Source organism: Paraburkholderia sp. BL6665CI2N2, from assembly GCF_004366535.1.
Taxonomy (GTDB): domain Bacteria; phylum Pseudomonadota; class Gammaproteobacteria; order Burkholderiales; family Burkholderiaceae; genus Paraburkholderia.
The window spans coordinates 108462-133207 of sequence record NZ_SORC01000002.1 but is presented as its reverse complement, the minus strand read 5'-3'; the positions used below and the strand labels follow the sequence as shown (position 1 = coordinate 133207).

The following is a 24746-nucleotide window of genomic DNA, read 5'->3' as shown; positions in this document are numbered from 1 at the left end:
GGGAAACCCGGGGCGGTTCAGCAGGCCGTATCGAGAACAGCCAGATCGGCGTGTTCCTCTGCTATGCCGGTCGTGGCGGCAGTGCGTTCATCGACCGCGAACTGTATGTACCCAAGGGGTGGACCGATGACCGGGTGCGCTGCGAGGCAGCGGGCATTCCCGGGTCGGTGGAGTTCGCAACGAAGCCACAGCTTGCGAGTCGTATGCTTGAGCGGGCGCTGGACGCAGGGGTGCCGTGCGGCTGGGTCACGGGGGATGAAGTCTACGGCGGTGACCGCCACCTGCGGCTGTGGCTCGAGTCGCGCGGCCAGTCTTTCGTGCTGGCCATCGCGAAGAATGAACCCCTATGGTGGAAAGGTCCAGACTACGTACGGGCAGACCAAATCGCCGAGGCCCTGCCGGCAAGGGCATGGCGCCGCCTGTCAGCGGGTGCCGGCGCCAAGGGCGAGCGCCTGTATGACTGGGCGCTGACTCCGCTGTGGCGCTTGCAGATCATCGAAGAGGAGCGTCGCTTCGGGCATTACCTGCTGGTGCGACGCAGCCTGGACGAGCAACGCGAACATGCGTATTACGTCGTATACGCACCGCGCAGCAAGGCCACACGGCAAACCCTGGTGAACGTGGCGGGCCGCAGGTGGGAAATCGAGACCGGCTTCGAGGCGACCAAAGGCGAATGCGGACTCGATCAGTATGAGGTGCGCCGATGGCAAGGCTGGTATCGCCACATCACGCTGGCCCTGCTGGCCCATGCGGTACTCGTCACGCTGCGGGTGCACGGCAAAAAAAACACCTGAAGGTTTGGTGCCGCTCAGCGTGCAGGAGATCCGCCGGCTGCTCTGTCGCATCCTGTGGCGCGGCGCCCACTCTATCGCGTACGTGTTGTCCTGGTCGGCATGGCGGCGCCGACACCAGTACCGCGCCCAGCAGTGCCACTACCGAAGACGAGGATGTGTGCCTCCAGTTAACCAGATCTACGGCTGTAGTACTAGGCTAGCTCGGCCGCGTTTGCTCGAGACCAGGCCGGCTGCACCTGATTCACGGTATAGGATTGCCAGCCGCTCGATCCACCGCACGGTCAGGCCCAGCCGTTCGGCACCACAGCCGGGATTCAGACCCATGTCCACTACAGCCCGGATCATCTTCAGGCGGTCGAGTTCGTGGGTGTTCACTGCTACCAGTGTCGCAGGACGCATGGCCGGCTCCGTCGTTCCCCGCGGAATTGGCAAGCATACCGAAGCCTAAACACGACATTTATAAATGGCCAGAACACGACATTGCAATAAAGCTAATACATTTCATAGGTTTTGAAGCCTCATATTATGTAATGTTATGGTCGTTCCAGCCGAGTACAACAATGATGAATCGGCACGAACCTCGGGTCAAAGAATGCACGGCATTCGACGGCTGCCTCCTCAATAGCCCCGGAAAGGAGCACTACCATGAGCGATCTCTTCATCCTTGATGATAACGACATCTCCCCCGAATATCGTAGGGAGGTGGAGAAGATGCGGCGAAAAGTGTCGCAACGCGATGTAGTAGTTTATCAAGAGCTACGCAAACGTCTTCTGAAAAAAGAAGAGCCGCCAGCAGCAAAAGCTGCGGAAATAATACGGATCGATAATAAGGCAGTTATAAGCGATACGAAGCTTACCCCCGTTCAAAGGAAGATGCTTCAATTAACGGAACTCGCTATTCAGGGGCGCGCTAGACATTTAGCCCAGAGGGCGGGTTGGAGCACTGCAGACTTGGGTAATCCAAAAAAAACTGGCTCTCCGGACTGGCTTCGTTTTAATATCGCCGCGATGGACGATTTAGGTCTTACCGATTCTTTAGTGATTATTTTCCACACTGAAGTTGAGATTTATAACGTTATTACCAAAACCGTTGGCCTTCCGTTCATTGACTGTTTGACCAACATCGTCGGGCTAGTAGCCAACTCAGTAACCAGTCCGGTACTCAGTACTTTCCAACAAATCCTAGGGTCCGTGGCAAACGATCAAGGCGTTACGGATAGTGCCAAAAAGCTGTTAAACGATGTCTTTGAATCGGCTGAGCAAGAGGATAAAAATCACCTATTCGACCTAGCACCGGCCTGGCTCATGGGCAATGAAGAGATGTTAGCAACAGTATACGCTGTTAGCGCATCTGACATCAAAGATAGCGACTGGAAGACATTTCTACTCAGCATAGTCGGAAAAGGAAATACATTTTATTCGGCGGCTATCGGCATCAAATTTGCCGATGAATTGTGGGAGCTGCTTGGCTGGGAGAAACTATTGGTGGACGTTATCACTAAGAAAGATCGCAATTATGAGAAAAAATTGGGGAGTTCGGAAATATTAAAGTCGCCAGATATACGAGTCTAAGTGACGCCCTTACCGGTCTGCTCGGACGAGCTCGCACTCGAGCGGATCGGATAAGCCCAGCTAACTCAGAATCAGCGTTCTACGAGGAGCATATCGTGAAGCTCGCCGAAAATTATTGTATCGCCGCGGCAGATCAATGTTTGGTATACGCAAAAGACCTGGATAAGGAGGAGCGAAGTATGGTCCAGCTTACTCTTGCGTATATTTCAAAACGCGCTTCCATTAGGTTCGAATACGCCTATGGAGAAAAAGTCGGTGACAATCCAGAAAATCAGGTAAAATTAATATACTTCAACATCGTCAATGATATAATAAGCAAGCTAGGACACGTAACCAAAAACTACGTTGCAGCCGAATCGATAATCGACAAAAAATATAAAAGTAAAATTAATCTGATGGATATTGTTGCCGTGGACGCGTACAAGAAATTGTTCGGAACTACCGATCCGGTAATGACCGCCATCTTCAGGGATTTTATCGAAAAACTCCCCTATAAAAACAGGCAAAGTGTAATCAATATTTCGAATATTTTCTGGAGGCAAAGGACAAGTAAAATTGGGGAAGGAATGTTCTGCGACATTTCTAGTGCTGTTAGAAACGAAAGCGGGGACATACAGATCGCGTACATCATGTGCTATTCATCAGAGGATCTGATCGAACAAGATATATTGTTTCTAGACTATTACTATAACAACGTGTACGTAAAAATGAATGGATTCGGATTGATTATGCAAAAAGACAAATGGGTAGCCGAAAAACAAAAGATTATAGATCAGCTCAAGCACGACATGGTTAAAGTCGAAAGCATCGAGCTGGGTGATGATGAACTCGGTGTTATTGCCTAGGGAACGGCTGATTTAATCGACAAGGCTGTCCACGTTGAGGCGGTGTGAAGCGTTGATAGCCTCAGGACGACCAGCGAACTTAGCCGATGCAACAAATCAGTTTTCCCAGTGCCGAATATCTGGGAAAGAAAGGTTCCGTCGCAATAAGGCGTTCGGGTATGCTGTCGATTCCGAGGCGAGCGATGGGAGCGATGAAGGAACACCTGAATGGGGCGGTGGCAAAAGTGCTCAAGCGCCTGCACTCACTACCCACTGGACGTGATGTTGCTGTGCGTGCGGTGGTATGTGGCGTATCCGTTGAGCTTGCGCCATCTTGAGGAAATGATGGCCGAGCGCGGTATCCCGGTCGATCATTCGGCCGTGCACCGCTGGGCCATCAAGCTGCTGCCGGTGCTTGAAAAGGCGTTTCGCCGATGCACGCGCACTGTGGGCAAGAGCTGGCGGATGGACGAGACCTATGTGAGGGTCCGGGGCGAATGGCGGTATCTTTACCGCGCGGTGGACAAGGCCGGCCAGACGGTTGATTTCCTGCTGCGGGCCCGTCGTGACAAGACGGCAGCCCGACGCTACTTCGAAAAATCGATCGACCAGAACGGCGAGCCCGAAACCGTGACGATCGATAAAAGTGGCGCCAATCTAGCCGCGCTGCAGACCCTGAATGCTGAGCGCGAAACGCCTATCCGGCTCCGCCAGAACACAAGTATCTGAACAATCTGATTGAACAGGATCATCGGGCAATCAAGCGGCGCACGCGGCCTATGCTGGGATTCAAGAATTTCCGTTGCGCCCGCATTCTTTTGGGCGGCATCGAGGTCATGCATAGGATCAAGAAAGGGCAGTTGAAAAGGGCAGGAAAAAACCGACCCTCTGCTGCCCAGCAGTTCTACTCGCTTGCAACGTAAGCAGTATTCGACATTGTGTTTTCGTTTGTCCCGATTCCCTTATCGCTACAAGGACTTCCCCGTTGAGCACAAGCTCAATCGCGCTTACGTGTTGTGACGTGCTGCATTGCCGTTGCGACGTGAGAAGGTGGAGGACTGCGATGCTACAAACGGTCATGTTGGGCATGATTGCCCGGAATGAAATGAGCGCCTCCCACCCTGGATTGCACCGGAGGTGATGCAGATGAAGGAAGACAGAGATAACGCAGGCCGCCCTTATCGGCGAGCAGCATCAACGTGCCCAAGATGGAGGATCATACAGGTCTTCACACCAGCCAAATCGGAGGCCCCGAGATGAAGCTTATGCCAGTTGGGATCGATATCGCAAAAAACGTATTCCAGGTACACCACGTGGACGAAGAAACCGGGGAAATCGTCAATAAGGCGATCAAGCGGGTGAAGTTCCTCGAGTATTTCGCAAACCGAGCGCCGTGCCTGAATGAAATGAACGCGTCCCACCTGTGAATGTGCGAGCAAAGGAAGACGGATCCTCACGGGCCAACGGCATCAGAGTGCCAAAACTGGAAGATCATGGTGTTCTTCTCACGCAAACCGGAGGATCCAGCATGAACTGTACAGCTGTGGGTGTGGATATCGCCAAAAACGTGTTTCAGGTGCATTACGTAGATCAGGCTACCGGCGAGATCGTGAACAAGCCAATCAAGCGAGCGCACGATCACGACATTCTTCGGTCTGCGCTTGATCATTTGGTCGACCCACGTTCCAGGTTGATTCGCATGCCTCGACACCGCTCGCGCGCCATGGATCAACAGTGTGCGCAGGTACGCGTCGCCGCGCTTCGATATGCCATGTAAGTTCACCTTGCCACCTGAGCCCGTCTGCTTGGGTACGAGGCCGGCCCACGCGGCGAATTCGCGTCCAGACCTGAATGCCTTCGGGTCACCCATCATGGCCACCGCCGCCGTGGCCGTCAGCAGACCGACACCGGGAATCTCGCTGATCGCTTTCACGGCCTTGTCTTCCTTCTTCCACGCGCGCATCCGGCGCTCGATTTGCGCAACCTGCTCGTCGAGTTTCGTCAGCCCGTTCCACTGCTCGCGCAGCGTATCGATTACCACTGCGGGCAATCGCTCGGCAACCCGTCCCAGCACTTCTGGTATCGCCTTATCGAGTGCCGCTCGGCTCTGGCTCATCACCTCGCCGTACTCCGTCAACAGTCCGCGCAGATTGTTGATCTGCATCGTGCGAAATTTGATGAGCTGTTGGCGCATCCGGTGCAGTGCCAACATCGCCTGCTGCGTCTCGCTCTTCACCGCTACCGGCTTGCCCGGTTGCTGAACGGCGAGCCAGATCGCTCTCGCGTCCGCAGCATCATTTTTTTTGCGAATGTTGAACGCCTTGGCAAATTCCGCCGGTATCAGCCTGACCTCGTGGCCCATCTTTAAAAGCTGCCGGGCCCAGTGGTGTGCGCCGCTGCACGCCTCCATCCCAATGAGACAAGGAGTGCGGTTGGCGAAATGCTCGAGGAAATGCGCTCGCTTGATTGGCTTGTTCACGATCTCGCCGGTAGCCTGATCTACGTAATGCACCTGAAACACGTTTTTGGCGATATCCACACCCACAGCTGTACAGTTCATGCTGGATCCTCCGGTTTGCGTGAGAAGAACACCATGATCTTCCAGTTTTGGCACTCTGATGCCGTTGGCCCGTGAGGATCCGTCTTCCTTTGCTCGCACATTCACAGGTGGGACGCGTTCATTTCATTCAGGCAGGGCGCCCGGTTCGCAAAGTGTTCGAGAAACCTGGCTCGCTTGATCGGCCTGTTCACGATTTCACCTGTCTCAGCGTCCGCGTAGTGAAGCTGAAAAACGCTCTTTGCAATATCAATCCCTACTGGCGTAAGGTTCATTTCGGACACCTCCGGTTTTGCCTGTGAAGATCTGTATGATCCTCCATCCCAGGCACTCTGATGCCCGTCGGTCTGTGAGGGTCCACCTCATTGCTGAAACCCATCGCTCACGGGTGGGAGGCGTTCATTCCATTGAGTTCGATGCCGGCCAGAAGGATCCGGGCACAGCGAAAAGTCTTGAATCCCAGCATGGGCCGCGTTCGTCGCTTGATCGCCCGATGGTCCTGCTCGACCAGATTATTGAGATATTTCGACTGGCGGATCTTGATGGGCGTTTCGATTGGCGTTGCTCGCTTCGAGCGCGGCGAGATTGGAGCCGCTTTTGTCGATGGTCACCGTCTCGGGTGCGCCATTCTGCGCCATCGATTTCTCGAAGTAACGCCGGGCTGCAGTCTTATCCCGATAGGCGCGTAGCAGAAAGTCGATGGTGTTGCCATCCTTGTCGACGGCCTGGTAAAGATATCGCCATTCTCCCTTGACGCGAATGTACGTCTCGTCCATGCGCCAGCTCTTGCCAACCGGCCGCTTGCGCGAGCGAAACGCTTTTTCCAGCACCGGCAACAGCTTGACGGCCCAGCGGTGCAAAGTCGAATGATCGACCGAAACGCCGCACTCAGCCATCATGGCTTCGAGGTGCCGCAGGCTCAGCGGATATGCCACGTACCAACGCACGCAGGTCAGGATCATGTCCAGCGGAGAATGCAGGCGCTTGAGCACTCTGGCCACCGCCGGATTCACGTATTCATTGAGTTGTCTGTGGTTCGTGTTGTTCCGGACATCATAGCGGAGCGCCTTACTGCAACAGATTCAGAACTATTACTTTTACTTGAATACTTCGAGCGGTGAGATGCTAAGGTATATGGGTTGATGAATTAACGAATCGATCAGAGTCCATTAATGAAACACTTGAGAGGTGATCATGTCTGGAAAATACAAGGACGTTGCAAGCTACATCTATCCGGTCTATGAATATTTTGGCTCGATGAGTGAATGTGCTCCATTCGAGGCGCCTAACAATCAGCCGGAGCTCGAGCCATATTTCAAAAAAGTGCTGGAATTTGTTTCGGACCAGAAAAAAACCTTTGAGATCAAAGGGAAAAAACTATTTGAAATCATGTTCGATTTGGATGTAAAGTTAAATGCCCATTGGGACTCTTATACGAAATCTTCGGAAATTGTCGTCACAAAGTTGGGCGAGGTGATAAAAAAATTGAAGCCCAATACGGTGTATGTGAATAAGGATGTGGGGATCATAGTTTCGAATTTGAAAATCGCAGTTGAAAGCATTGAGAACATGAAGAATGACCTTAAATCGTCCGGCAACAATTTTATAATGAGTGCCAATGCGCTGGTCGACCGCATGAAGGCTGACTTGGCGCCGCTAAGTTCTGCCTGCGACGTACTAGATGCCAAATATGCTGGCAGAAGCGACGCAGACAAAGTTGACTTTGGCAAATTGAAAACCGCACTCAGCGACGCCCAGAGTGCGGTTGCCAAGGCCGAGCAGAATTTGGCGAACGCGGAGGCGGATGAGCGATGGACACTCGTCAAGCTTACCGGCGTTGTGGTTATCGGAGTGGTGGTGCTTGGAGCGATTGCTATCTTCCCAGCTTCAGCGGGCGCCATCGTTCCGGTGGCGCTCGGCCTCTACGTTAAAGGCGCAGATGCAGTCGAAGACTGGAATCACGTACGCGAGGCGAACGACGAGGTAAAAAGCAGGTTCAAAGCATACAATAGTGTTTTCGAAAAATACAATAAATACGGGCTCTATATCTTTGTAAACTCATGGCTTAATGTCGGCAATTCTACAAAAAATAACGTTGCATCCGCCAAGGAGCAATTTGCGCAATTTCAGGATAATTTCGAATCGAATCTGGGGAAGGTTAGTTCGGATATTGATACAATCCGCGAAATCGTAGGCAACGACGAAAATAAAATAACCGCGCTGTCCTCCAGGCAGATCGGGAAGCTTAGCGATGCATTCAACAACTTGAAGGCCATTATAGAATTCGAATCTGTAAAACACGCCTACCATAGTGACGATGGGAAGAAGGTATGCATTTCTTATGATCCGCCCGTAAAATACGAAGGAATTCAATCCCACTCGGTCTAGCTGCGGGAGTTTAAATATGTTTAACGGGATGACGATCTTGGATTGAGGCGTTGGTGTATAAATCGGGTCGGCGCGCGTCGAGTGGCCTTGTTGCGTAAATCGAATTTGCGTTCCGTCGCTCGATCAGCCCCGCATTGTATTCCGGCCCTGACGCGGCACACGCCCTTCGGCTCGCTGGTCTTGCGTTCGTCCTAGCGCATCTTCCCGCCCAAAAGGCGAGAATCTACGCACTCCGACACGAAGTTATCAGCAGTACCGTCCCGTCTGTTGCGCGTAACGTTAGCTCGACGCGCAGCAGCCGGATTTATGCAACAACGCCCCATTCAATGGGAACGGTTCATCAAGAACCTCTTCCACGATATCCTTTGATAGCCATCGTTCATCAACTGATCCACCAGCCAGTACCAGTTATACGTCGCTTCGATGACCACGCCCACCAGATCTTCGCGGTGCGGCGCCAGCGCCGCCCGGATCTGCACCGGATCGTTCGGCAACCGTCGCTGGTAGACAACCCGGTCAGCGTCATCGCTAACGACGACCACACTGTTGTTCGAGTGCAGGTCGATTCCACTAAACTTATTCATGCTGGCCTCCTGTGCGTCACGTCGGTGTTCGCACCCTGACTGTACGCCGGCCGTTCGATTCGAACGGAGGGAGGTCGGCTATATGATTATCAAAACCGCATTTGCTGCGCGCTTCACTCTATCGAAAACAACCAGCAGCCCGGTTCGTCGCATTGGGCGAATTCGCCGTACTCGCCCAAAATTTGTCGACTGCTGTGTAACAGTCGTCACCATCTGCAGTCATGCCGCCTCACTCTCGGCAAGTTGACAATGCCCTTCGGACTATGACGGGGGCAGGTCGGTGGCGCGATAAATCACTATTAAAAATGATAGAGAAAATCGGGTGACTCAGGTTTAAATTTAAAACAGTCCAGCGTCGAACTTCGGCATTCGGACCGTTGGGACTTGTGGACAACATCGTTTATACTTTTTTCGAGGAATCTAGCTATGAGCACACTTCAATTTGACAGCCTGAAATGCAAACTTATTGATAAATTAAATGAAGGAGATGAAGCATTGCAACTGATGTACCGCAAATCCGGAGCAGACGACAGCGAAAGCTTTGCATCAGGCTTGGCGTATGAGCTAATTAAACATGAACAGGCAAATATTAAGCGCCACGTCAAATCACTTCCATATAAGAATGAAATTTCCGCTGGGATTGCGAAAATTGAATTTTCGCTAGACGAGGTTGATGAGAAATACACCTTGCAGACGGATACCAGCGTCTTCAAGTATGACATTGGCAGCGCGACGCTGATCTTCGATAAAAACCACCTGATTCGCTCAGAAAAGGTGAGCGTCGCCGGCATTACCGTAAATTATAATTTCAGAATTCAATTCAATCCACTGAACGTATTTCTTAAGGGGAGTTTGGACTACAGCATCCCCCTTGTTGGAAGTGACTCCCAAAAATGGGACGATGAGGTTGCCCTGTTCTAGCAAGAGCTGAGCATAAAAGTGGGCTACTGACTCAGCCACGTCCTTTGTTCGTCCGCAACGCTGGGAACAACTGGTAAGCCCGATCCTTCGAAAGATTTCGGACATCGGATCAGTGCCAGGTGACCCGCGAGTGAAGCTCTTGACGAAGTGGGTAAGAAAAGCAGAGAAAGCGAATGGTGACCTGTAACAGGCCGCAAGGGTCTTCAAGATTTGCCCTGATCTGAGAGATGCAAACTCCCGCGTGGCGCAGTTGTCGTAGGCCCAGGTTTCAGATTCCACGAAGGGCAGCTTGTGGGTGGCCGGAGATGTTGCTGGTTCAGCGCCTTTGGCCTCAGTATTGAGGTGAATCAATGATGTGGCGCGTACGAAGGTCGTATGCAGTGCACGTGCGACCGGCGTCGGTACGACGCTTAATGCTGTGCTCGATCTGTATGCGGGGAGACTCGCACGCGTACAGTTCTTCGAGGGGTCGCGCTTCCGAGAGGGGGTGCGGCTACCCTCTCTCCTTCCGGTTAAAGCGCTCTCAAGCTCACTTTAACCCCATCGCCTCCACGGCTACGGAAGGAGGCCCGCTAGGTGATTTTCGAGTATCTTCTCCGGCGTGTTGCCTCACGAATGAACGTTACCTGACGGTGCGAAGATTCAGTCGTGGTCGGAGATGCCGACGAAAAGATCCAGCTGTATCGCAATTGGCTCGGACTGTGATCGGGGATTTGACTGAAGAAGTGACGAAGGGTGGCGAGACCTGCCGCTCCACATCGCGCATCACCCGTCCAACGCGCGAACGCAGCGTGCGCAATGCCTTTCTCATCCGCTTGTACTGCTTCGCGTGCGCGTAGCGGCCAATCTGCAACCCCAGACGCGGCGCCTCGCGGTTCTAGTTTTGCCGCAACTTCGGGCCGTTACGGGCCGCCGCCTTCACCAGATGCTCACGGCATCGCTCCAGCAATTGCGAATCGGTTGGATGGGCATTCACCTGCATGAAACACTGCGCAACGACCTTGAACGTCATGCTCGCGCGCCCGCAAGTGCGTGCAGCGCGCGTGTGAACCGCCCCGGGTTTTCCGGAGACTCCACTTCTTGAGAAAATGGAGCTATGGAAAACACGAAGAAGAAGTCCCCAAGGTACTCGCCGGAAATTCGTGAGCGGGCTGTGCGAATGGTGCTGGAACATCAAGGCGACCGCGAATCGCAATGGAAGGTGATTGCGTCGATCGCAGCGAAGTTCGGCTGCTCGGGCGAGACGCTGCGTAGCTGGGTGCGCAAGGAAGAGCGGGATCGGGGTTTGCGCCCGGGCACGAGCACGCAGGAGCAGGATCGGATCAAGGAACTGGAGCGGGAAGTGCGTGAGCTTCGGCAGGTCAATGAAATCCTGCGCAAGGCGTCAGCGTATTTCGCACAGGCGGAGCTCGACCGCCGACCGAAGTGATGATCACGTTCATCGATGATCACCGGCACGTCTACGGGGTCGAGCCGATCTGCAGGGTGCTGCCGATCGCACCGTCGACGTACTACAAGCACGTGGCCCGCCGCGCCGATCCTGGCCTGGTGTCGCCGCGGGCCCGGCGCGACAGGATGCTCAAGGATGAGATCCGACGCGTATGGGAAGAAAACTTCCAGGTCTACGGCGCAGATAAGGTCAGGAAGCAATTGAGGCGGCAAGGCACCGTCGTGGCGCGCTGCACAGTCGAACGGCTGATGAAGCTGATGGGCCTGCGCGGCGTGGTGCGGGGCAAGACGGTACGCACGACAGTGAGCGATGGTTCGACGCCGTGCCCGAAGGATCTCGTGAACCGGCAATTCACGGCCGAACGGCCCAATGCGCTGTGGGTGTCAGATTTTACCTATGTAGTCGAACCTGAACAATCCGGTGAGCCTTATGCGGCATGGCTTTGGAGCCGAAATGGTGTTGTGGGAATTGCAGAGACCTGGCATATTGGTGCGTGAATCCTGCAAATCCTGGCGAGGTGCAGATGGGTCCGAAGACGCCTGTGCCGGAACAAGACTTCTTCCGGCAACCGCTGCGAGAACAGATCAACCTTAAGCATCCGCTGGTGCGCCTGACTGATCTGATCAACTGGGAGCGGCTGGACGCATCGATGAGCGAGAGCTTCGTGTCGCACAAGGGGCGACCGGCAACGTCGCCGCGCCTGGTTGCCGGGCTGCTGTATCTGCAGCACGCGTTCGACCTGTCCGACGAAGAGGTGATCTGGCAATGGGTGGAGAACCCTTATTGGCAGGTGTTCACTGGCGAAACCTATTTGCAGACCGAGCCGCCGATCGACCCATCGAGCCTGACTCGCTGGAGGAAGCGCCTGGGCGAAGCCGGCGTTGAGGAGTTGCTGGCCGAGACGATCGAAGCGGCCAGGCGTGCCGGCGTGATCAAGGCGTCGAGCGTGAAGCGCGTGATCGTTGACACCACAGTTATGGAGAAAGCGATTGCCCATCCAACCGACTCACGATTGCTTGAGCGGTGTCGCGAACATCTGGTCAAAGCCGCAGCGCGGCACGGACTGAAGCTCAGGCAGAACTACAACCGGGAAGCACCACGGCTTGCATTGCAGATTGGCCGCTACGCTCATGCGAAACAGTTCAAGAGGATGAGAAAGTCGTTGCGCACGCTGCGCTCCCGGGTCGGGCGGGTCATGCGCGACGTAGAGCGGCAGGCCGGCCAGGTGGCCGAAGGCGGCCGAGCGGCACTGCTGGAGCTGATTGCGCGCACGAAACGCATCCTGTCGCAAAAGCCGAAGGACAAGAACAAGCTCTATGCGTTGCACGCGCCGGAAGTCGAGTGTCTGGCCAAGGGCAAGGCACGCACTCCTTACGAGTTCGGCGTGAAAGTTTCCATCACGACGACACACAAGGAAGGGCTGGTGATCGGCATGCGCTCGATGCCGGGCAATCCGTACGACGGGCACACACTGGCTGAAGCGCTGGAACAGGCAGCAATCCTGAGTGACACGAAGCCCGAGGTGGCAATCGTGGATCGCGGCTACAAGGGTGTCGCCGTCGACGGCGTGAAAATCTACCACCCGGGTTTGCGACGCGGCATCACACGCACACTACGCGCGATGATCAGGCGGCGCAGCGCAATCGAACCAGCCATCGGCCACATGAAGGCAGACGGAAAACTTGATCGGAACTGGCTCAAAGGCGCGCTCGGCGATGCGATGCACGCGGTGCTGTGCGGCGCCGGCCACAACCTGCGGATGATCCTGAGGAAGCTGCGGCTTCTTTGCGTCTTCGTTCTCGCCGTTCTGATCAACCGCCAGGTTGCCGCCGACGTGATGGTCTGACGCCGGTGGCGCGAGAAACGAATTGTTCAGGGCCGACTATGTATCGAGCTGGCAGGGCTTCGTCTATGTCGCGTTCATCATCGACGTGTTCGCCCGACGCATTGTCGGCTGGCGTGTGTCGAACTCGGCGCGCACAGACTTCGTTCTGGACGCGCTGGAGCAGGCCTTGTACGAACGACAGCCGGCGCAGCAGGACGGGCTGATCCATCACAGCGACCGCGGTGCCCAATACGTATCGATCCGCTATACAGATCGGTTGGTCGACGCTGGCATCGAGCCGTCAGTGGGCAGCGTGGGCGACTCCTACGATAACGCACTGGCTGAAACGATCAACGGCTTGTACAAGGCAGAGGTAATCCATCGCCTCGGACCGTGGCGCAATGTGCAGGCCGTCGAAATGGCGACGCTCGAATGGGTGGACTGGTTCAACAATCGTCGGCTCTTCGGCCCCATCGGCAACATTCCACCTGCCGAGGCAGAAGCCGCCTATTATGCAAATCTCGCTTGGTCTGCCACCGTGGCATGACTCAAGCAAAACAGTCTCCGGGAAACCCGGGGCGGTTCAATCTTCCATTTGGGCACTTTTTGATGCCGTCGGCCCGTGAGGGTCCGCCTCTTCGGCGTCACCCACCTCGTAGGTGGGGGCGTTCATTCCATTTGTCGCTGCCCAACTTAGGCCCGGCGGGGCTTCTTTAACCCGCTAAATCGGTCCATCCAGCACGGCGCGACACAACCGCATCGCCCCGCCTGGAGTTTTGACACAGTCTGCTGACGCGTCGGAGGTCCGTCTTAACTCTCGGCGCCGCGGTAAAAGCAAAAGGTCGTGCTTTGGGCTGCTAGCACAGCCGGTCCAGCTTGGCTGAACGATTTGGATATTTCGTTTAAAAACCAATTCTCGTTTCCATCCCTGAGAGCCCCATAGAACAGCCGCGTATCGCTGCGGCGACCCTTGAGCACCATGATCAGCCGTTTGTCATCGGCGCTGTAGGCGACGCCTGGTGCGTGGCTGCTGTATATAGAGGAGGAATTAGCCAACATCTTTCTGCTCCCACGCCACGTGGTGCGATCCCAAGACGTACAATAAACGACCTCGTCATCGCCGCCGCCGCGGTGCACGCAGAATAGATCGTCACCTTTCACGAACAATGACGGTGCGGAGGCGGTCGTTTGGCCGGGGAACTTTGTGTCATCGCTCCAGTTTTCGCCGTCGCTGCTGGTCGTGTACCGCAAGCTCCCGTCCCGTCCGTTCCCCGTGTGCACGCACCAGAGCTTGTTGTCATAAACCGCCAGAGCGGTCCCCCGAGTGCTGTAGTGCTTGGGGAACTTTTTGGCATCGCTCCAGCTGCTGTTTACGTTAGACCAGTACGTATAGTACAAACTGTTGTCACCGCCCGTGCCGACATAGACGCAATACAGTCGGTCTTTGAATACGGCCAGGGCCGGCCCTTCGACGGTTGTCTGGTCGGGGATTACTTGGCCCCCGGTCCACTGCCCGTCGACATCCTGGGGAGAGGAGAAGCGGTAGGCCAGTTTACTGCCTGAGACGAGGCGGTATACGCACCAGAGCTGGTTATTGAACATGGCGATGGCCGGCCGATCGGGGCTTGCGTATTGGAAGGGGAATGTCTCCACGAAAATGGTTTCGCCCTCCCACGTTAATCTCCTGTCGGCGCGGTTGAATCTGAGTAGTTCAGGATAATATTTCATCGAATTCTCCTCAATGGCAGTGACGTGTAAACGGCGGTGGCCTGAATCAGGAGGAGGCGTACCGGAATCCGCCTTCATCCCGTCAGTCGCAGTGGTAATAAGGGGAAGTTTCATAAAAACTTCTCATGACAAATTCCCGCGAATCGCTTTTTTATTAGTCTATCGCCTTAAATCTATCGCCCGGCGTGAACTCTTGAATTATTTATATCGAGACCACCTCTCCCTTAATCGATTTCTCTTCAATTAAAAAACGAGTAATATTTATCTCTGAGATTAAGTCTCTATGCAACTATTATTTTTGATAGTTTTGTGACGCCGCCATGAAATTTTCTTGCGACTCAAGAAATCCATAAAAAACAATAGGCCTGCCGGACTACAAAGTGCATAACATACAAACGTTACCAAAACTAATAATGGGGCGCGGTTACGGCGACGATAATGTTCCGATAGATAGCGACCTGGAGCCATTCAATCCTAACGACTGAAAATCCGACTTAAACATGTACCGTCTTCAAGGTAGTAACGAAACCAACGAGGTAAATTCGAAACCTTGGACTTTTAATGAGTGAACGTCGCGCAGTAATGGGCGAGCCGGATCACACGTGGCATTGAGCTGCAATAGGTTTTGCTCTCTGACCGCAAGGGAGCCGTACCTATAAACTGGACCTGTCAGACCAAGCTAAAAAACTACAGATGATCCTCCCCCGTCCGTGATTCCTATACCTGCCGTTTAGGAGCATTCGATGTTAAGCATATATCCTGAGTCACTTTACTATGCCACCTACATTTTCGACTTTCCGCCTGTTCTGGGTTCGCAAGTCCCGCTAACCGGGACGTCTCCCTTCGAATATACAACGCCCAACCGGCCAGCGCTGGCCATGTTTAATAACCAGCTGTGGTGCGTATACCGCAGCGGCGGTGGTAAAAACAAACTGTGTTACTGCATCACGCCGCCGCAGCGGACTGGCGTGGGACGCCCATGGAGCGGTGAGATTGAGATCCCCGACCAAACCACCGTCGAAGGGCCGGCCCTGGCCGTATTCAAAGACCGACTGTATTGCGTCTATGTCGGCACGGGCGGTGACAACAGTTTGTACTATACGTACTGGTCCAACGTAAACAGCAGCTGGAGCGATGCCAAAAAGTTCCCCAAGCACTACAGCGCTTACGACCCCGCCTTGGCCGTGTTTCAAGGCAAACTTTGGTGCGTATATGTCCAGAACGCAAGGGACGACAAACTGCATTACGTAACACTCGACGATGTCGATGCTGAATGGAGTACGGACGAGCCGTTCTCCAACCATTTCAGCGCGGCTGGTCCGGCCTTGGCCGCTTCGAAACGCATGCTGCTTTGCGTGCACCGCGGCGGCGGCACTGACGAGAGACTGAGGGAAACAACTTACGACTACGACGGCAACATGTGGAGCGCCGACAAATTGCTTCTTACAGGCATTACCCACACGGAGCGCAGCAGTGACGGACCCGGCCTAACCTTTCGCGAGGACCAATCGTCGTTTGTAGTGGCGTATAAGGGAGCCGGGAGTGACACGGGCGTCTACACCGCCACTCGTCAAACTGGGGATAAGATTTGGACCCACGTTACAAATCTATTTAGGTCTCGTACCCAAGCCGGGCCAGCCCTGGTGTCATACCTGGTCGAACTGGAGGGAGAAAATGTAGTGCAATATCAATATGTCTACCGGGGCGTCGCCACGTAACCCCCGCATTGTTGACCCGAACCCCGAATTAGTCCGGATCAGAAATAGAAATTTCCGGCTCAAGGGGATTAGCGATTTGGCCGTCGGCAAGCGCTGGTGCGCATATTCGGCAGGTGCCTGCCACTTCAGCGCGGAGTGGGGACGAACCTCGTTATAGTACGTCCGCCAAGCGTCGATTTCTCCTTGGCTCGGCAAATGACAAGAACCAATGGCTATTCAGGCACTCCTGCCGGAACCGCACATTGAAGGATTCGCACTCTGCATTGTCGGTTGGCTTGCCGGGACGGCTGAAGTCGATCTCCACGCCGTTTTCATATGCCCATTTGTCCATCGGGTACTGTCAGGTTGCTGCAGACGCCGGCGAATATACTGGGAGCATGAAGAAAGCATCCATCTCCGTTCTGCCATCGGCCGAGGCGCCGGTTTCGTTTCAAGGGCTACTGGTTTCCGCCGGACATCATCAGCTAAGCGGTCTGGCTGTACGACCGTTTTCCGTTGAGCCGTTGAGCCTGCGCATCGTCGAGGAGATGCTGGCCGCCCGGGGCATCGAGCTCACGTACGAAACGGTGCGGTGCTGGGCGAGGAAGTTCGGCTTGGCGATCGCGAGGCGGAGCCGTCGGCGGCGCCGGGTTGCGGTGACAAGTGGCACATCGATAAAGCGGTCGTGACGATCAACGGCAGGAAGCACTGGCCGTGGCGGGCCGTCGATCAGCACGGCGCAGTAATCTACTGGCGCAGAGCCGGCGCGACAAGGCAGCGGCCAAACGGTTGATGCGCAAGCTGCTCAAGCGCCACGGCCGCCCTCGCGTCATCGTGACGGACAAGCTGCGCAGCTACGGGGTGCCCAACAACCAACTGGCAAGCATCGGCAGCACAAGGGGCTGAACAACGGGCAGAGAATTCGCATCAGCCGACCCGGGTGCGCGAGAAGGTATGCGGCGTTTCAAATCGGCGCGCCAGCTTCAACGATTCGCCTCGGTTCATGGACTGGTTTCGAATCTGTTCATGGGCTGCCGCTACAACCACAACGCGCTGCACAAATGCGAGCCACGCGCCCTGGCCTTCGCGGCCTGGGAAAGGGCTTCGTGCGCTCGCATGGCGGCATAAGCCGATCGATTACTCACTCCAATCGCCCTTGCTCGTCCGCCTACCGAACAACTTGACAATACCATCGAGGTTGCTATTTCTGTCAAGGCTAATAGTTGCCTGCTTTGCTTTTCAGGCATACGATTTCTTACAGATCGTCACAACCAAATATGCGGGGACATTCCTTATGTTTAACTGTCTGCATCGACATACGGAAAAAATGAGCGGCTGGCTTTGCGTCGCTACTTTTCGCTGCTTTGCTTGCCCGCTGATTGTGGTAGAAAACTCGGGATATATCAACGAAACGTTGTTATGAAAACAGATGGGGCTGGAGTTAGCCTGATAAACGCGAAGAAGCCGAATGGGATCAATACGACATGGATGTAACTACAGATGTTGTACTGCTAGACCCAAGATGGAGCTGTTTACGGGTGCGTCTGTTTCCAACTGAGGCGGTGCCTACATACTGTGAGCATTTTTCGCACCAGATGCCGGAGTATATTCATGCGCCTGATTCCGGGCTGGTGTGGAGACTAGCCTATCAAGGCTCGCGGTGGCCGCCCGACCAATCCGATCCGGTGACGATGCTCAGAACCATCCGCAATGCGCATGGGACACGACGTCTCGCTGTGCCCGGATCCTGCGCAGTGTTGTTAAGGTCACACACATGATCGGCCAAGGGCAGATGATGAGCCGTGCTCGTGCCACTCGATTTTCTCCTGTCGATGGACTGTACTTTTTGGTAGAACAGTTAGACGGAAGACGACAGCACCGAAAAGACTTACGCCAAGCGGTGCTACTCGCTGTTGAGGCAAACAGTCCGAATCGCTATTAGGATCTGGTCGCCTTGCCGCCCCTTGCTTATCGCAGGAAAACTGCCTGATCCGCGCGAATAAACGCCCATTGAACCTCATTGAGTAAATCATCGGCCCACACCTTTGCCTAGCAAATCACGTAGATAAAAAATCGGAAATATTTATGAGCGAACATTATCTATTTTTTCGAACGAAAGGTGACTCAGGTCACGCGGCATACCTTGTTGTGAGTGGGTGGATCGGGGATCCCGTAACAGTGCTTCACCCTGGCTTTAGGCTGGATGATCAAACACCTTATCGCGCCAATCCAACCGCCGTTTATGACGGTGCAGAAAACAAGATCTATGTGCTGCTAAGAAAAAAATCAACCAATTCGGTGATGATAATGAGGAGCATTAGCAATCCCAGTGTGACTGTCGATCTAAAAATCACATCACTGGAAACCATCATTCCGTACATGGCCAGTGACTTGCATTTGTTTCATCAACCAGTATTAGGTTATTTATCGTGGAGTAAGATTAATTCTTGGGATGAGGTAATGCAGACCAAAGAAAATATTGTCAGTCTCGATGGTTACCCAAGCATTGTCGGCGACTCTCGATCCGCCCGGCTCTTTTACACCTACCACGAACGGTTGGCAAGCGTAGGAATCTCCAACTTCGGCAATATGCAATACGACGCTACGCCTAAATTTTATTCAAATCTCTCGATCTCATACAGTCCAAGCGCCATAGCGTACGACGGTGGCGACGGCGGAAAGTTTGCGGTATTTTATCAATCTAAAAGAAAACCTAACGAGCTTCGATGCGCAACTTTTGACAGTGTCGGCGATTTCAAAGAAGAATATACATGGCCAGGGGAGAAAATTTCAATAGCCACATCGCCTTCTGTCTTGCCAAGCTCGGATCTGTCAAAATTTTCGGTGTATTACATAAATAAGAACGGTGGGTTGCTCATGAATGCCTCAATTAGCGTCAGCAGCTTTTTATTGATAACTAGCATGAGTATCATGGGTTCGAATGCCTTAAAGGAACCTGATGCTGCTCCATTTGCGGTCGAAAGTGATATGCTCTTTTCTGGCAGCCCGCTAGCCGGCGAAAAGCCCAAGTAGAAATGGTAAATGGAGTGAGGCGGGCGATCGAAGGTGGCGGCGGTTCCAGTGTTTTGTCGCTTTGTCTCCGGCCGGTCAATTTCCCGCCATTTATCCTCCCTGAATTCCCCTACCTTGTGAACTAGGACTAAGAAGTCGGCCCTGAACAATTCGTTTCTCGCGCCACCGGCGTCAGACCATCACGTCGGCGGCAACCTGGCGGTTGATCAGAACGGCGAGAACGAAGACGCAAAGAAGCCGCAGCTTCCTCAGGATCATCCGCAGGTTGTGGCCGGCGCCGCACAGCACCGCGTGCATCGCATCGCCGAGCGCGCCTTTGAGCCAGTTCCGATCAAGTTTTCCGTCTGCCTTCATGTGGCCGATGGCTGGTTCGATTGCGCTGCGCCGCCTGATCATCGCGCGTAGTGTGCGTGTGATGCCGCGTCGCAAACCCGGGTGGTAGATTTTCACGCCGTCGACGGCGACACCCTTGTAGCCGCGATCCACGATTGCCACCTCGGGCTTCGTGTCACTCAGGATTGCTGCCTGTTCCAGCGCTTCAGCCAGTGTGTGCCCGTCGTACGGATTGCCCGGCATCGAGCGCATGCCGATCACCAGCCCTTCCTTGTGTGTCGTCGTGATGGAAACTTTCACGCCGAACTCGTAAGGAGTGCGTGCCTTGCCCTTGGCCAGACACTCGACTTCCGGCGCGTGCAACGCATAGAGCTTGTTCTTGTCCTTCGGCTTTTGCGACAGGATGCGTTTCGTGCGCGCAATCAGCTCCAGCAGTGCCGCTCGGCCGCCTTCGGCCACCTGGCCGGCCTGCCGCTCTACGTCGCGCATGACCCGCCCGACCCGGGAGCGCAGCGTGCGCAACGACTTTCTCATCCTCTTGAACTGTTTCGCATGAGCGTAGCGGCCAATCTGCAATGCAAGCCGTGGTGCTTCCCGGTTGTAGTTCTGCCTGAGCTTCAGTCCGTGCCGCGCTGCGGCTTTGACCAGATGTTCGCGACACCGCTCAAGCAATCGTGAGTCGGTTGGATGGGCAATCGCTTTCTCCATAACTGTGGTGTCAACGATCACGCGCTTCACGCTCGACGCCTTGATCACGCCGGCACGCCTGGCCGCTTCGATCGTCTCGGCCAGCAACTCCTCAACGCCGGCTTCGCCCAGGCGCTTCCTCCAGCGAGTCAGGCTCGATGGGTCGATCGGCGGCTCGGTCTGCAAATAGGTTTCGCCAGTGAACACCTGCCAATAAGGGTTCTCCACCCATTGCCAGATCACCTCTTCGTCGGACAGGTCGAACGCGTGCTGCAGATACAGCAGCCCGGCAACCAGGCGCGGCGACGTTGCCGGTCGCCCCTTGTGCGACACGAAGCTCTCGCTCATCGATGCGTCCAGCCGCTCCCAGTTGATCAGATCAGTCAGGCGCACCAGCGGATGCTTAAGGTTGATCTGTTCTCGCAGCGGTTGCCGGAAGAAGTCTTGTTCCGGCACAGGCGTCTTCGGACCCATCTGCACCTCGCCAGGATTTGCAGGATTCACGCACCAATATGCCAGGTCTCTGCAATTCCCACAACACCATTTCGGCTCCAAAGCCATGCCGCATAAGGCACACCGGATTGTTCAGGTTCGACTAACGAGAGTCGATACGGCGTGAACTACCTTCTTTTATAGTTTTCAGTTGTTTATGAGGTGGTGTCACTTTGTTGGTGCGAGACGTGTTGGTTCTGTCGCAATAACGATGCCGGGCTAAAGTTCGAGATGCGCAAACTTTGCTTCGGCTCACGATGAAGAAGACCGCGACACCACGAACGGCCCTTGCTGCAGGCGGTGCCCAGGTTTTGAAGCGGCTTTATTATCCGCTGGGGCAATGTCAACTTGAAGGCCGCGCTGGGTAGAATGGGGGATGAAGAAGAACCCCTCACAACACTGGGCACGGCAACTCACGAAGCTGGGACACACGGTGAAGCTGATGCCGGCCGAATTCGTCAAGGCGTTCAACATCCGCAACAAGAGCGATGCAGCGGACGCCCGAGCGATCTGGCTGGCAGTGCAGCAACCAGGCAAGGCGGTGGCAGTGAAAACCGAACCGCAGCAGGCGGTGCTGGCGCTGCACCGGATGCGCCAACAACTGGTGAAGTTCCGTAGGATGCAGATCAACTGCTTGCGCGGACTGTTGACGGAATATGGCGAAGTGATGGGCAAAGGTCGATCTGCGCTGGACAAGGCCATACCCGCGGTGCTGGCCAGAGTCTCAGATCGGCTGCCGGCTGTGCTGGTCGATACGTTGCGCGAGCAGTGGAACGGTTTGACGAAGCTCGACGAGCAGATCGTCGTGATCGAACGGCGGCTACGTCAGTGGATGTTAGAGGACAAGGCGGTCAAGTCGATCACCGAAATTCCGGGCGTCGGTGTGCTGACTGCAACAGCTGCAGTCGCGACGATGGGAGATGTGAAGTCGTTCAGATCGGGACGCGAGTTTGCGGCCTGGATCGGTCTTGTGCCAAAGCAAACGGGCTCAGGAGGCAAGGTGACACCGCTTGGCATCAGCAGGCGCGGAGACACGTATCTGCGCACGCTGCTCATTCACGGCGCGCGCAGCGTGCTCAATCATGCCAAAGTACCTGGCCCGTGGGTCGAGCAGAGCAGCAAGCGGCGGCCGCAAAACGTAGTGACTGTGGCGCTGGCCAACAAGATGGCGCGTACGATCTGGGCAGTCCTGGCCCACGACCGGCCTTACCAGAAGGGACACGTGAGCGCGAAGCCCGCCTGAACGGTTGAAGGCACCTCGCGAATAGACGTCTACAGCATGACACGATCGAAAGGTTGCGTTGGTACTCGAATGTGATGACACGACAGGTCGGACCTGAACTCGCTAAACCTGAATATGCATCAGAGCTGCACGCTCGTGAACTCAATGAGGTGCGAGTCAGCGAATTTCATAGAGGCCCGCAGCGTCCGTATCGGCTGCAATAAGGCCGCATATACAGCCGCAACCGATTCTGTATGTCAATGCACGCGAAATTCCTCCGCAAACGGGAGGCGTTCATATACGTTAGCGGTATAAGTAGTCCTCACCATGCGGGGCATTGTTCCACGCACTTTCCTTATTGCGACAGAACCAGTCCACGCCCCTCGCAGAGACCGTTCTCCAAGATTGGAATGGCCTGAAGAAATCAGGCAGGTCACAACTGTCAAAATTGATGGCGATTGGGTTTCAGCATCCATCTATCTTTTGAAGGCGTGGTCTGAATACGACGTGTAGCAGTATGGAAAAATCTTCAGGCTACGCGAAAATCTGCGTACCTTAAATTATCCGAAGGAGCATTTAATGACTGTCTTTATTCCAGAACATGTTCGAACCGGTGGCCTCGTACCCACTCCCGACCTCATGTGGCCAATCAATGATGCGTTGGCAAACCTCCCTAAGATTAAAGTCCCATCCAGCCCTCTAGAGCTACCTAGGAGGGCAAAGGACTCAGGCGACCCCGATGTAGGTGCTGTCGTAGCCGTAAACGATCACCTGATTCCAGTCAGTAGCGATCTGACGTCGGACGAACAAGACATGCTCTCGACTTCAGTGCTGTGGATCCAGCACGTGTTGCAAGGATATTGCACTGGAGATCCAAACAAAGGTTATTTAGGTTGGACGCTCGAAAAATTCAGCGACCCAGATACAAGGAATACAACAGTTTTCTACGACGCCGTAATCTCGGTTCTTGCCAAATATTGTGGCTGGATTGCATTGGTAGGAAACTACAATACTAGTTATACAGACCAGACTAAGAAAGGCGAAATCGACATCTCAGCGGTCGTGAAAACGGTCTTGGCAGCAGTTGCAGCTCCCGGCACTGCCGAAATGCTAGCTGTCGGTGCCGCGGCGCTCGCTTCTAAGGAGCAGGATACCGGCGTTAGTAACGTTGGAAATTTTTTCTGGAACAGTAAATATCACAAGGACGAAAAATGTCAATTCACTGTGACGCCGGCTCTCAAGAACGAGAACAATTTTGTTGAGTACGCTTATCTGCTCACTTACGAGAGCATAATTCAGGATGACTGGCGAACTTTGTTCGTCCAGAGCCACTATGAGGAATTTACATTTAGCGCTTGCTCCGCGCAGATCCGGCTCGCACTTCCGCAATGGAACGCAAAGGTCGATCCGAACGTTGTCAAAGACATTCCCGAACCGAGGCCGACAACCGTTGGAGAGTACGTCAAATATCGACTTGGTGAATTTGTCAGCACGCAGATTCAGACGGCTCCAATTTGATAGCGGCGATTAGTCGAATAAAGACAGTTGGGATGAAGTGAACGGGCAGGCAGTCTGCCGCCGAGTCGCGAACCTCATAACGGCAGACTGTCCGCTGAATACCGTGAACGCGCTGATGAGAATCGTGCCTTGTTGGTAAGGCAAACGATTTTCTAACTTTGTATGCGTTTTCATGCTCTAACGAAGTTCTCATTTTCCTTCGGCTGAAAAAATCATGTCAATTCAAATATTAACTGGTGATCACGTGTTTTATCATTCAAGACAAGACGATTTCAACGATAATGAATCGAATGTCATGGCGACATTTCTCTCCGGAGTGTCGCTACTCCAAAAGCTTACTGCGCCGATATTCGGGGAAATCAAGTCCGAATACACTGGCGACTTCGGCATGGTCTGGAGTGGGGCATATTCCGAAGTTGTCTTGTTTGATTTTGTAAAAAACGTATGGGATCTTTATTCAGGAAAATATAGCGACGTGATCCCAAAGACAAATTATCTGGATAACTGCTCGGGGAGTATGACCGTAGGGGCAACCGATTCCATCTACGACAAAACTCACGAAATCGTTTCAACGCTCTCGCAAGATCTTGCAAATCAATTTTCGGGCGTTAAAGATTGTCTTCAAGAAGCTAACGAGCTTTCGGCGGAGCTGACAAATATTCTCAATGTATGGCGCGACAATTGGCTCGCTCCGGTTGACGGAGTTCAACTGTACGCGTGGGGACCTGCTTACAAGAAATATTTCCAAGAACCTCAAAATGGTGCTTGGAGTTGCTCGATGAATACAACGTTGACGACAATCATGTTTCAAAGTGGTACTCGTCTGGAATGGTCTAATCTGTTTAAAAATTACGAGCTCGGTCCGGGTATTGCTGTTGACTACGTTACGGTTGAATTCTCGACGCCACCACTGGCCTTCAACGTTTCCGGAACCGTGGCAGATACACAGAAATGGAAGAACAAGTTTGAGACTTTATTTGAATGCGATCCGACCCAGGAGATCAGGTCTGCCCCCCTACCGTGAATGCGTCGGGTTCTACTGAAGGCTTCAATGAGAGGGGTTTTGATAATCATATAGCCGACCTCCCTCCGTTCGAATCGAACGGCCGGCGTACAGTCAG

At 54.1% G+C, this 24746-nt stretch carries 12 protein-coding genes, 13 pseudogenes and 1 other annotated feature; of the genes and pseudogenes, 17 read left to right on the top strand and 8 right to left on the bottom strand.

The features are described 5' to 3' along the window. Positions 1 to 14: 14 nt before the first annotated feature. From B0G81_RS38250 to B0G81_RS38220, 6 genes and pseudogenes are all read left to right on the top strand, one after another. Positions 15 to 794, top strand: a pseudogene (locus B0G81_RS38250) (IS701 family transposase); the annotation flags it as partial. Positions 795 to 1439: 645 nt separating this feature from the next. Beyond that, positions 1440 to 2366, top strand: a complete 927-nt coding sequence (locus B0G81_RS38240; RefSeq protein ID WP_134143394.1) for a hypothetical protein — start codon at positions 1440 to 1442, stop codon at positions 2364 to 2366. Positions 2367 to 2461: 95 nt separating this feature from the next. Next, positions 2462 to 3211 carry a hypothetical protein gene (locus B0G81_RS38235; protein WP_134143393.1) on the top strand — a complete coding sequence of 250 codons (750 nt, stop codon included), beginning with the start codon at positions 2462 to 2464 and terminating at the stop codon, positions 3209 to 3211. A 191-nt stretch (positions 3212 to 3402) separates the two neighbouring features. Then, positions 3403 to 4113: pseudogene (locus B0G81_RS38230) on the top strand (IS6 family transposase). A 333-nt stretch (positions 4114 to 4446) separates the two neighbouring features. Then, positions 4447 to 4590 (top strand): annotated as a pseudogene (locus B0G81_RS38225) (IS110 family transposase); the annotation flags it as partial. Positions 4591 to 4718: 128 nt separating this feature from the next. Further along, a pseudogene (locus B0G81_RS38220) lies at positions 4719 to 4823 on the top strand (IS110 family transposase); the annotation flags it as partial. Here the strand turns inward: B0G81_RS38220 and B0G81_RS38215 are convergent. The 3 pseudogenes from B0G81_RS38215 to B0G81_RS38205 form a co-directional block, all read right to left on the bottom strand. Beyond that, positions 4824 to 5750, bottom strand: a pseudogene (locus B0G81_RS38215) (IS110 family transposase); the annotation flags it as partial. It abuts the pseudogene before it with no gap. A 128-nt stretch (positions 5751 to 5878) separates the two neighbouring features. Next, positions 5879 to 6022 (bottom strand): annotated as a pseudogene (locus tag B0G81_RS38210) (IS110 family transposase); the annotation flags it as partial. A gap of 134 nt (positions 6023 to 6156) precedes the next feature. Next, positions 6157 to 6709: pseudogene (locus tag B0G81_RS38205) on the bottom strand (IS6 family transposase); the annotation flags it as partial. A gap of 232 nt (positions 6710 to 6941) precedes the next feature. On the opposite strand from B0G81_RS38205, the gene B0G81_RS38200 reads away from it, so the two are divergent. After that, complete coding sequence (locus tag B0G81_RS38200) at positions 6942 to 8135, top strand: hypothetical protein (protein WP_134143392.1); 1194 nt, start codon at positions 6942 to 6944, stop codon at positions 8133 to 8135. 323 nt (positions 8136 to 8458) lie between these two features. Here B0G81_RS38200 and B0G81_RS38195 read toward each other — a convergent pair whose 3' ends face one another. After that, positions 8459 to 8719: a hypothetical protein gene (locus B0G81_RS38195; protein WP_243856828.1), complete on the bottom strand. Its 261-nt coding sequence runs from the start codon at positions 8717 to 8719 to the stop codon at positions 8459 to 8461. Between the two features lie 426 nt (positions 8720 to 9145). Here B0G81_RS38195 and B0G81_RS38185 point away from each other — a divergent pair, with 426 nt between their 5' ends. Beyond that, entirely contained in the window at positions 9146 to 9640 is a 495-nt protein-coding gene (locus B0G81_RS38185) for a hypothetical protein (RefSeq protein ID WP_134143391.1), read from the top strand. A 742-nt stretch (positions 9641 to 10382) separates the two neighbouring features. Here B0G81_RS38185 and B0G81_RS38180 read toward each other — a convergent pair. Next, positions 10383 to 10610, bottom strand: a pseudogene (locus B0G81_RS38180) (IS5/IS1182 family transposase); the annotation flags it as partial. 126 nt (positions 10611 to 10736) lie between these two features. Here B0G81_RS38180 and B0G81_RS38175 point away from each other — a divergent pair. The 3 genes and pseudogenes from B0G81_RS38175 to B0G81_RS38165 all read left to right on the top strand — a co-directional run. Further along, positions 10737 to 11491, top strand: a pseudogene (locus B0G81_RS38175) (IS3 family transposase); the annotation flags it as partial. Beyond that, positions 11027 to 11143: a sequence feature (AL1L pseudoknot), on the top strand. Its footprint overlaps the pseudogene before it by 117 nt. Positions 11492 to 11613: 122 nt before the next feature. Next, the gene (locus B0G81_RS38170) at positions 11614 to 12936 is read left to right on the top strand and encodes an IS5 family transposase (protein ID WP_134143857.1); all 1323 of its coding nucleotides are present in this window, start codon (positions 11614 to 11616) and stop codon (positions 12934 to 12936) included. A gap of 16 nt (positions 12937 to 12952) precedes the next feature. Beyond that, positions 12953 to 13462: pseudogene (locus B0G81_RS38165) on the top strand (IS3 family transposase); the annotation flags it as partial. A gap of 263 nt (positions 13463 to 13725) precedes the next feature. On the opposite strand, the gene B0G81_RS38160 reads toward B0G81_RS38165, so the two are convergent. Next, a complete protein-coding gene (locus B0G81_RS38160; RefSeq protein WP_134143390.1) occupies positions 13726 to 14757 on the bottom strand; it encodes a hypothetical protein in 1032 nt (343 codons plus the stop codon). A 629-nt stretch (positions 14758 to 15386) separates the two neighbouring features. On the opposite strand from B0G81_RS38160, the gene B0G81_RS38155 reads away from it, so the two are divergent. Beyond that, positions 15387 to 16361: a hypothetical protein gene (locus B0G81_RS38155; protein ID WP_134143389.1), complete on the top strand. Its 975-nt coding sequence runs from the start codon at positions 15387 to 15389 to the stop codon at positions 16359 to 16361. 99 nt (positions 16362 to 16460) lie between these two features. On the opposite strand, the pseudogene B0G81_RS38150 reads toward B0G81_RS38155, so the two are convergent. Next, a pseudogene (locus B0G81_RS38150) lies at positions 16461 to 16692 on the bottom strand (integrase core domain-containing protein); the annotation flags it as partial. Positions 16693 to 16762: 70 nt separating this feature from the next. Here B0G81_RS38150 and B0G81_RS38145 point away from each other — a divergent pair. Together B0G81_RS38145 and B0G81_RS38140 are read left to right on the top strand one after the other, a co-directional pair. Then, positions 16763 to 17468 (top strand): annotated as a pseudogene (locus B0G81_RS38145) (IS6 family transposase). A gap of 957 nt (positions 17469 to 18425) precedes the next feature. After that, on the top strand, positions 18426 to 19373 hold the full coding sequence (locus tag B0G81_RS38140; protein WP_134143388.1) for a hypothetical protein: 948 nt from the start codon (positions 18426 to 18428) through the stop codon (positions 19371 to 19373). A gap of 171 nt (positions 19374 to 19544) precedes the next feature. Here B0G81_RS38140 and B0G81_RS38135 read toward each other — a convergent pair whose 3' ends face one another. Then, entirely contained in the window at positions 19545 to 20867 is a 1323-nt protein-coding gene (locus tag B0G81_RS38135; RefSeq protein ID WP_134143857.1) for an IS5 family transposase, read from the bottom strand. A 412-nt stretch (positions 20868 to 21279) separates the two neighbouring features. Here B0G81_RS38135 and B0G81_RS38130 point away from each other — a divergent pair. From B0G81_RS38130 to B0G81_RS38120, 3 genes and pseudogenes are all read left to right on the top strand, one after another. Beyond that, positions 21280 to 22128, top strand: a pseudogene (locus B0G81_RS38130) (IS110 family transposase); the annotation flags it as partial. 558 nt (positions 22129 to 22686) lie between these two features. After that, entirely contained in the window at positions 22687 to 23625 is a 939-nt protein-coding gene (locus B0G81_RS38125; RefSeq protein ID WP_134143387.1) for a hypothetical protein, read from the top strand. Positions 23626 to 23839: 214 nt separating this feature from the next. Beyond that, a complete protein-coding gene (locus tag B0G81_RS38120; protein WP_134143386.1) occupies positions 23840 to 24649 on the top strand; it encodes a hypothetical protein in 810 nt (269 codons plus the stop codon). Positions 24650 to 24746: the final 97 nt, after the last annotated feature.

Coding starts and splice junctions, on each gene's coding strand:
- B0G81_RS38240 (WP_134143394.1), top strand. CDS start 1,440: ATGAGCGATCTCTTCATCCTTGATGATAACGACATCTCCCCCGAATAT.
- B0G81_RS38200 (WP_134143392.1), top strand. CDS start 6,942: ATGTCTGGAAAATACAAGGACGTTGCAAGCTACATCTATCCGGTCTAT.
- B0G81_RS38195 (WP_243856828.1), bottom strand. CDS start 8,719: ATGAATAAGTTTAGTGGAATCGACCTGCACTCGAACAACAGTGTGGTC.
- B0G81_RS38185 (WP_134143391.1), top strand. CDS start 9,146: ATGAGCACACTTCAATTTGACAGCCTGAAATGCAAACTTATTGATAAA.
- B0G81_RS38170 (WP_134143857.1), top strand. CDS start 11,614: ATGGGTCCGAAGACGCCTGTGCCGGAACAAGACTTCTTCCGGCAACCG.
- B0G81_RS38160 (WP_134143390.1), bottom strand. CDS start 14,757: ATGAAACTTCCCCTTATTACCACTGCGACTGACGGGATGAAGGCGGAT.
- B0G81_RS38155 (WP_134143389.1), top strand. CDS start 15,387: ATGTTAAGCATATATCCTGAGTCACTTTACTATGCCACCTACATTTTC.
- B0G81_RS38140 (WP_134143388.1), top strand. CDS start 18,426: ATGAGCGAACATTATCTATTTTTTCGAACGAAAGGTGACTCAGGTCAC.
- B0G81_RS38135 (WP_134143857.1), bottom strand. CDS start 20,867: ATGGGTCCGAAGACGCCTGTGCCGGAACAAGACTTCTTCCGGCAACCG.
- B0G81_RS38125 (WP_134143387.1), top strand. CDS start 22,687: ATGACTGTCTTTATTCCAGAACATGTTCGAACCGGTGGCCTCGTACCC.
- B0G81_RS38120 (WP_134143386.1), top strand. CDS start 23,840: ATGTCAATTCAAATATTAACTGGTGATCACGTGTTTTATCATTCAAGA.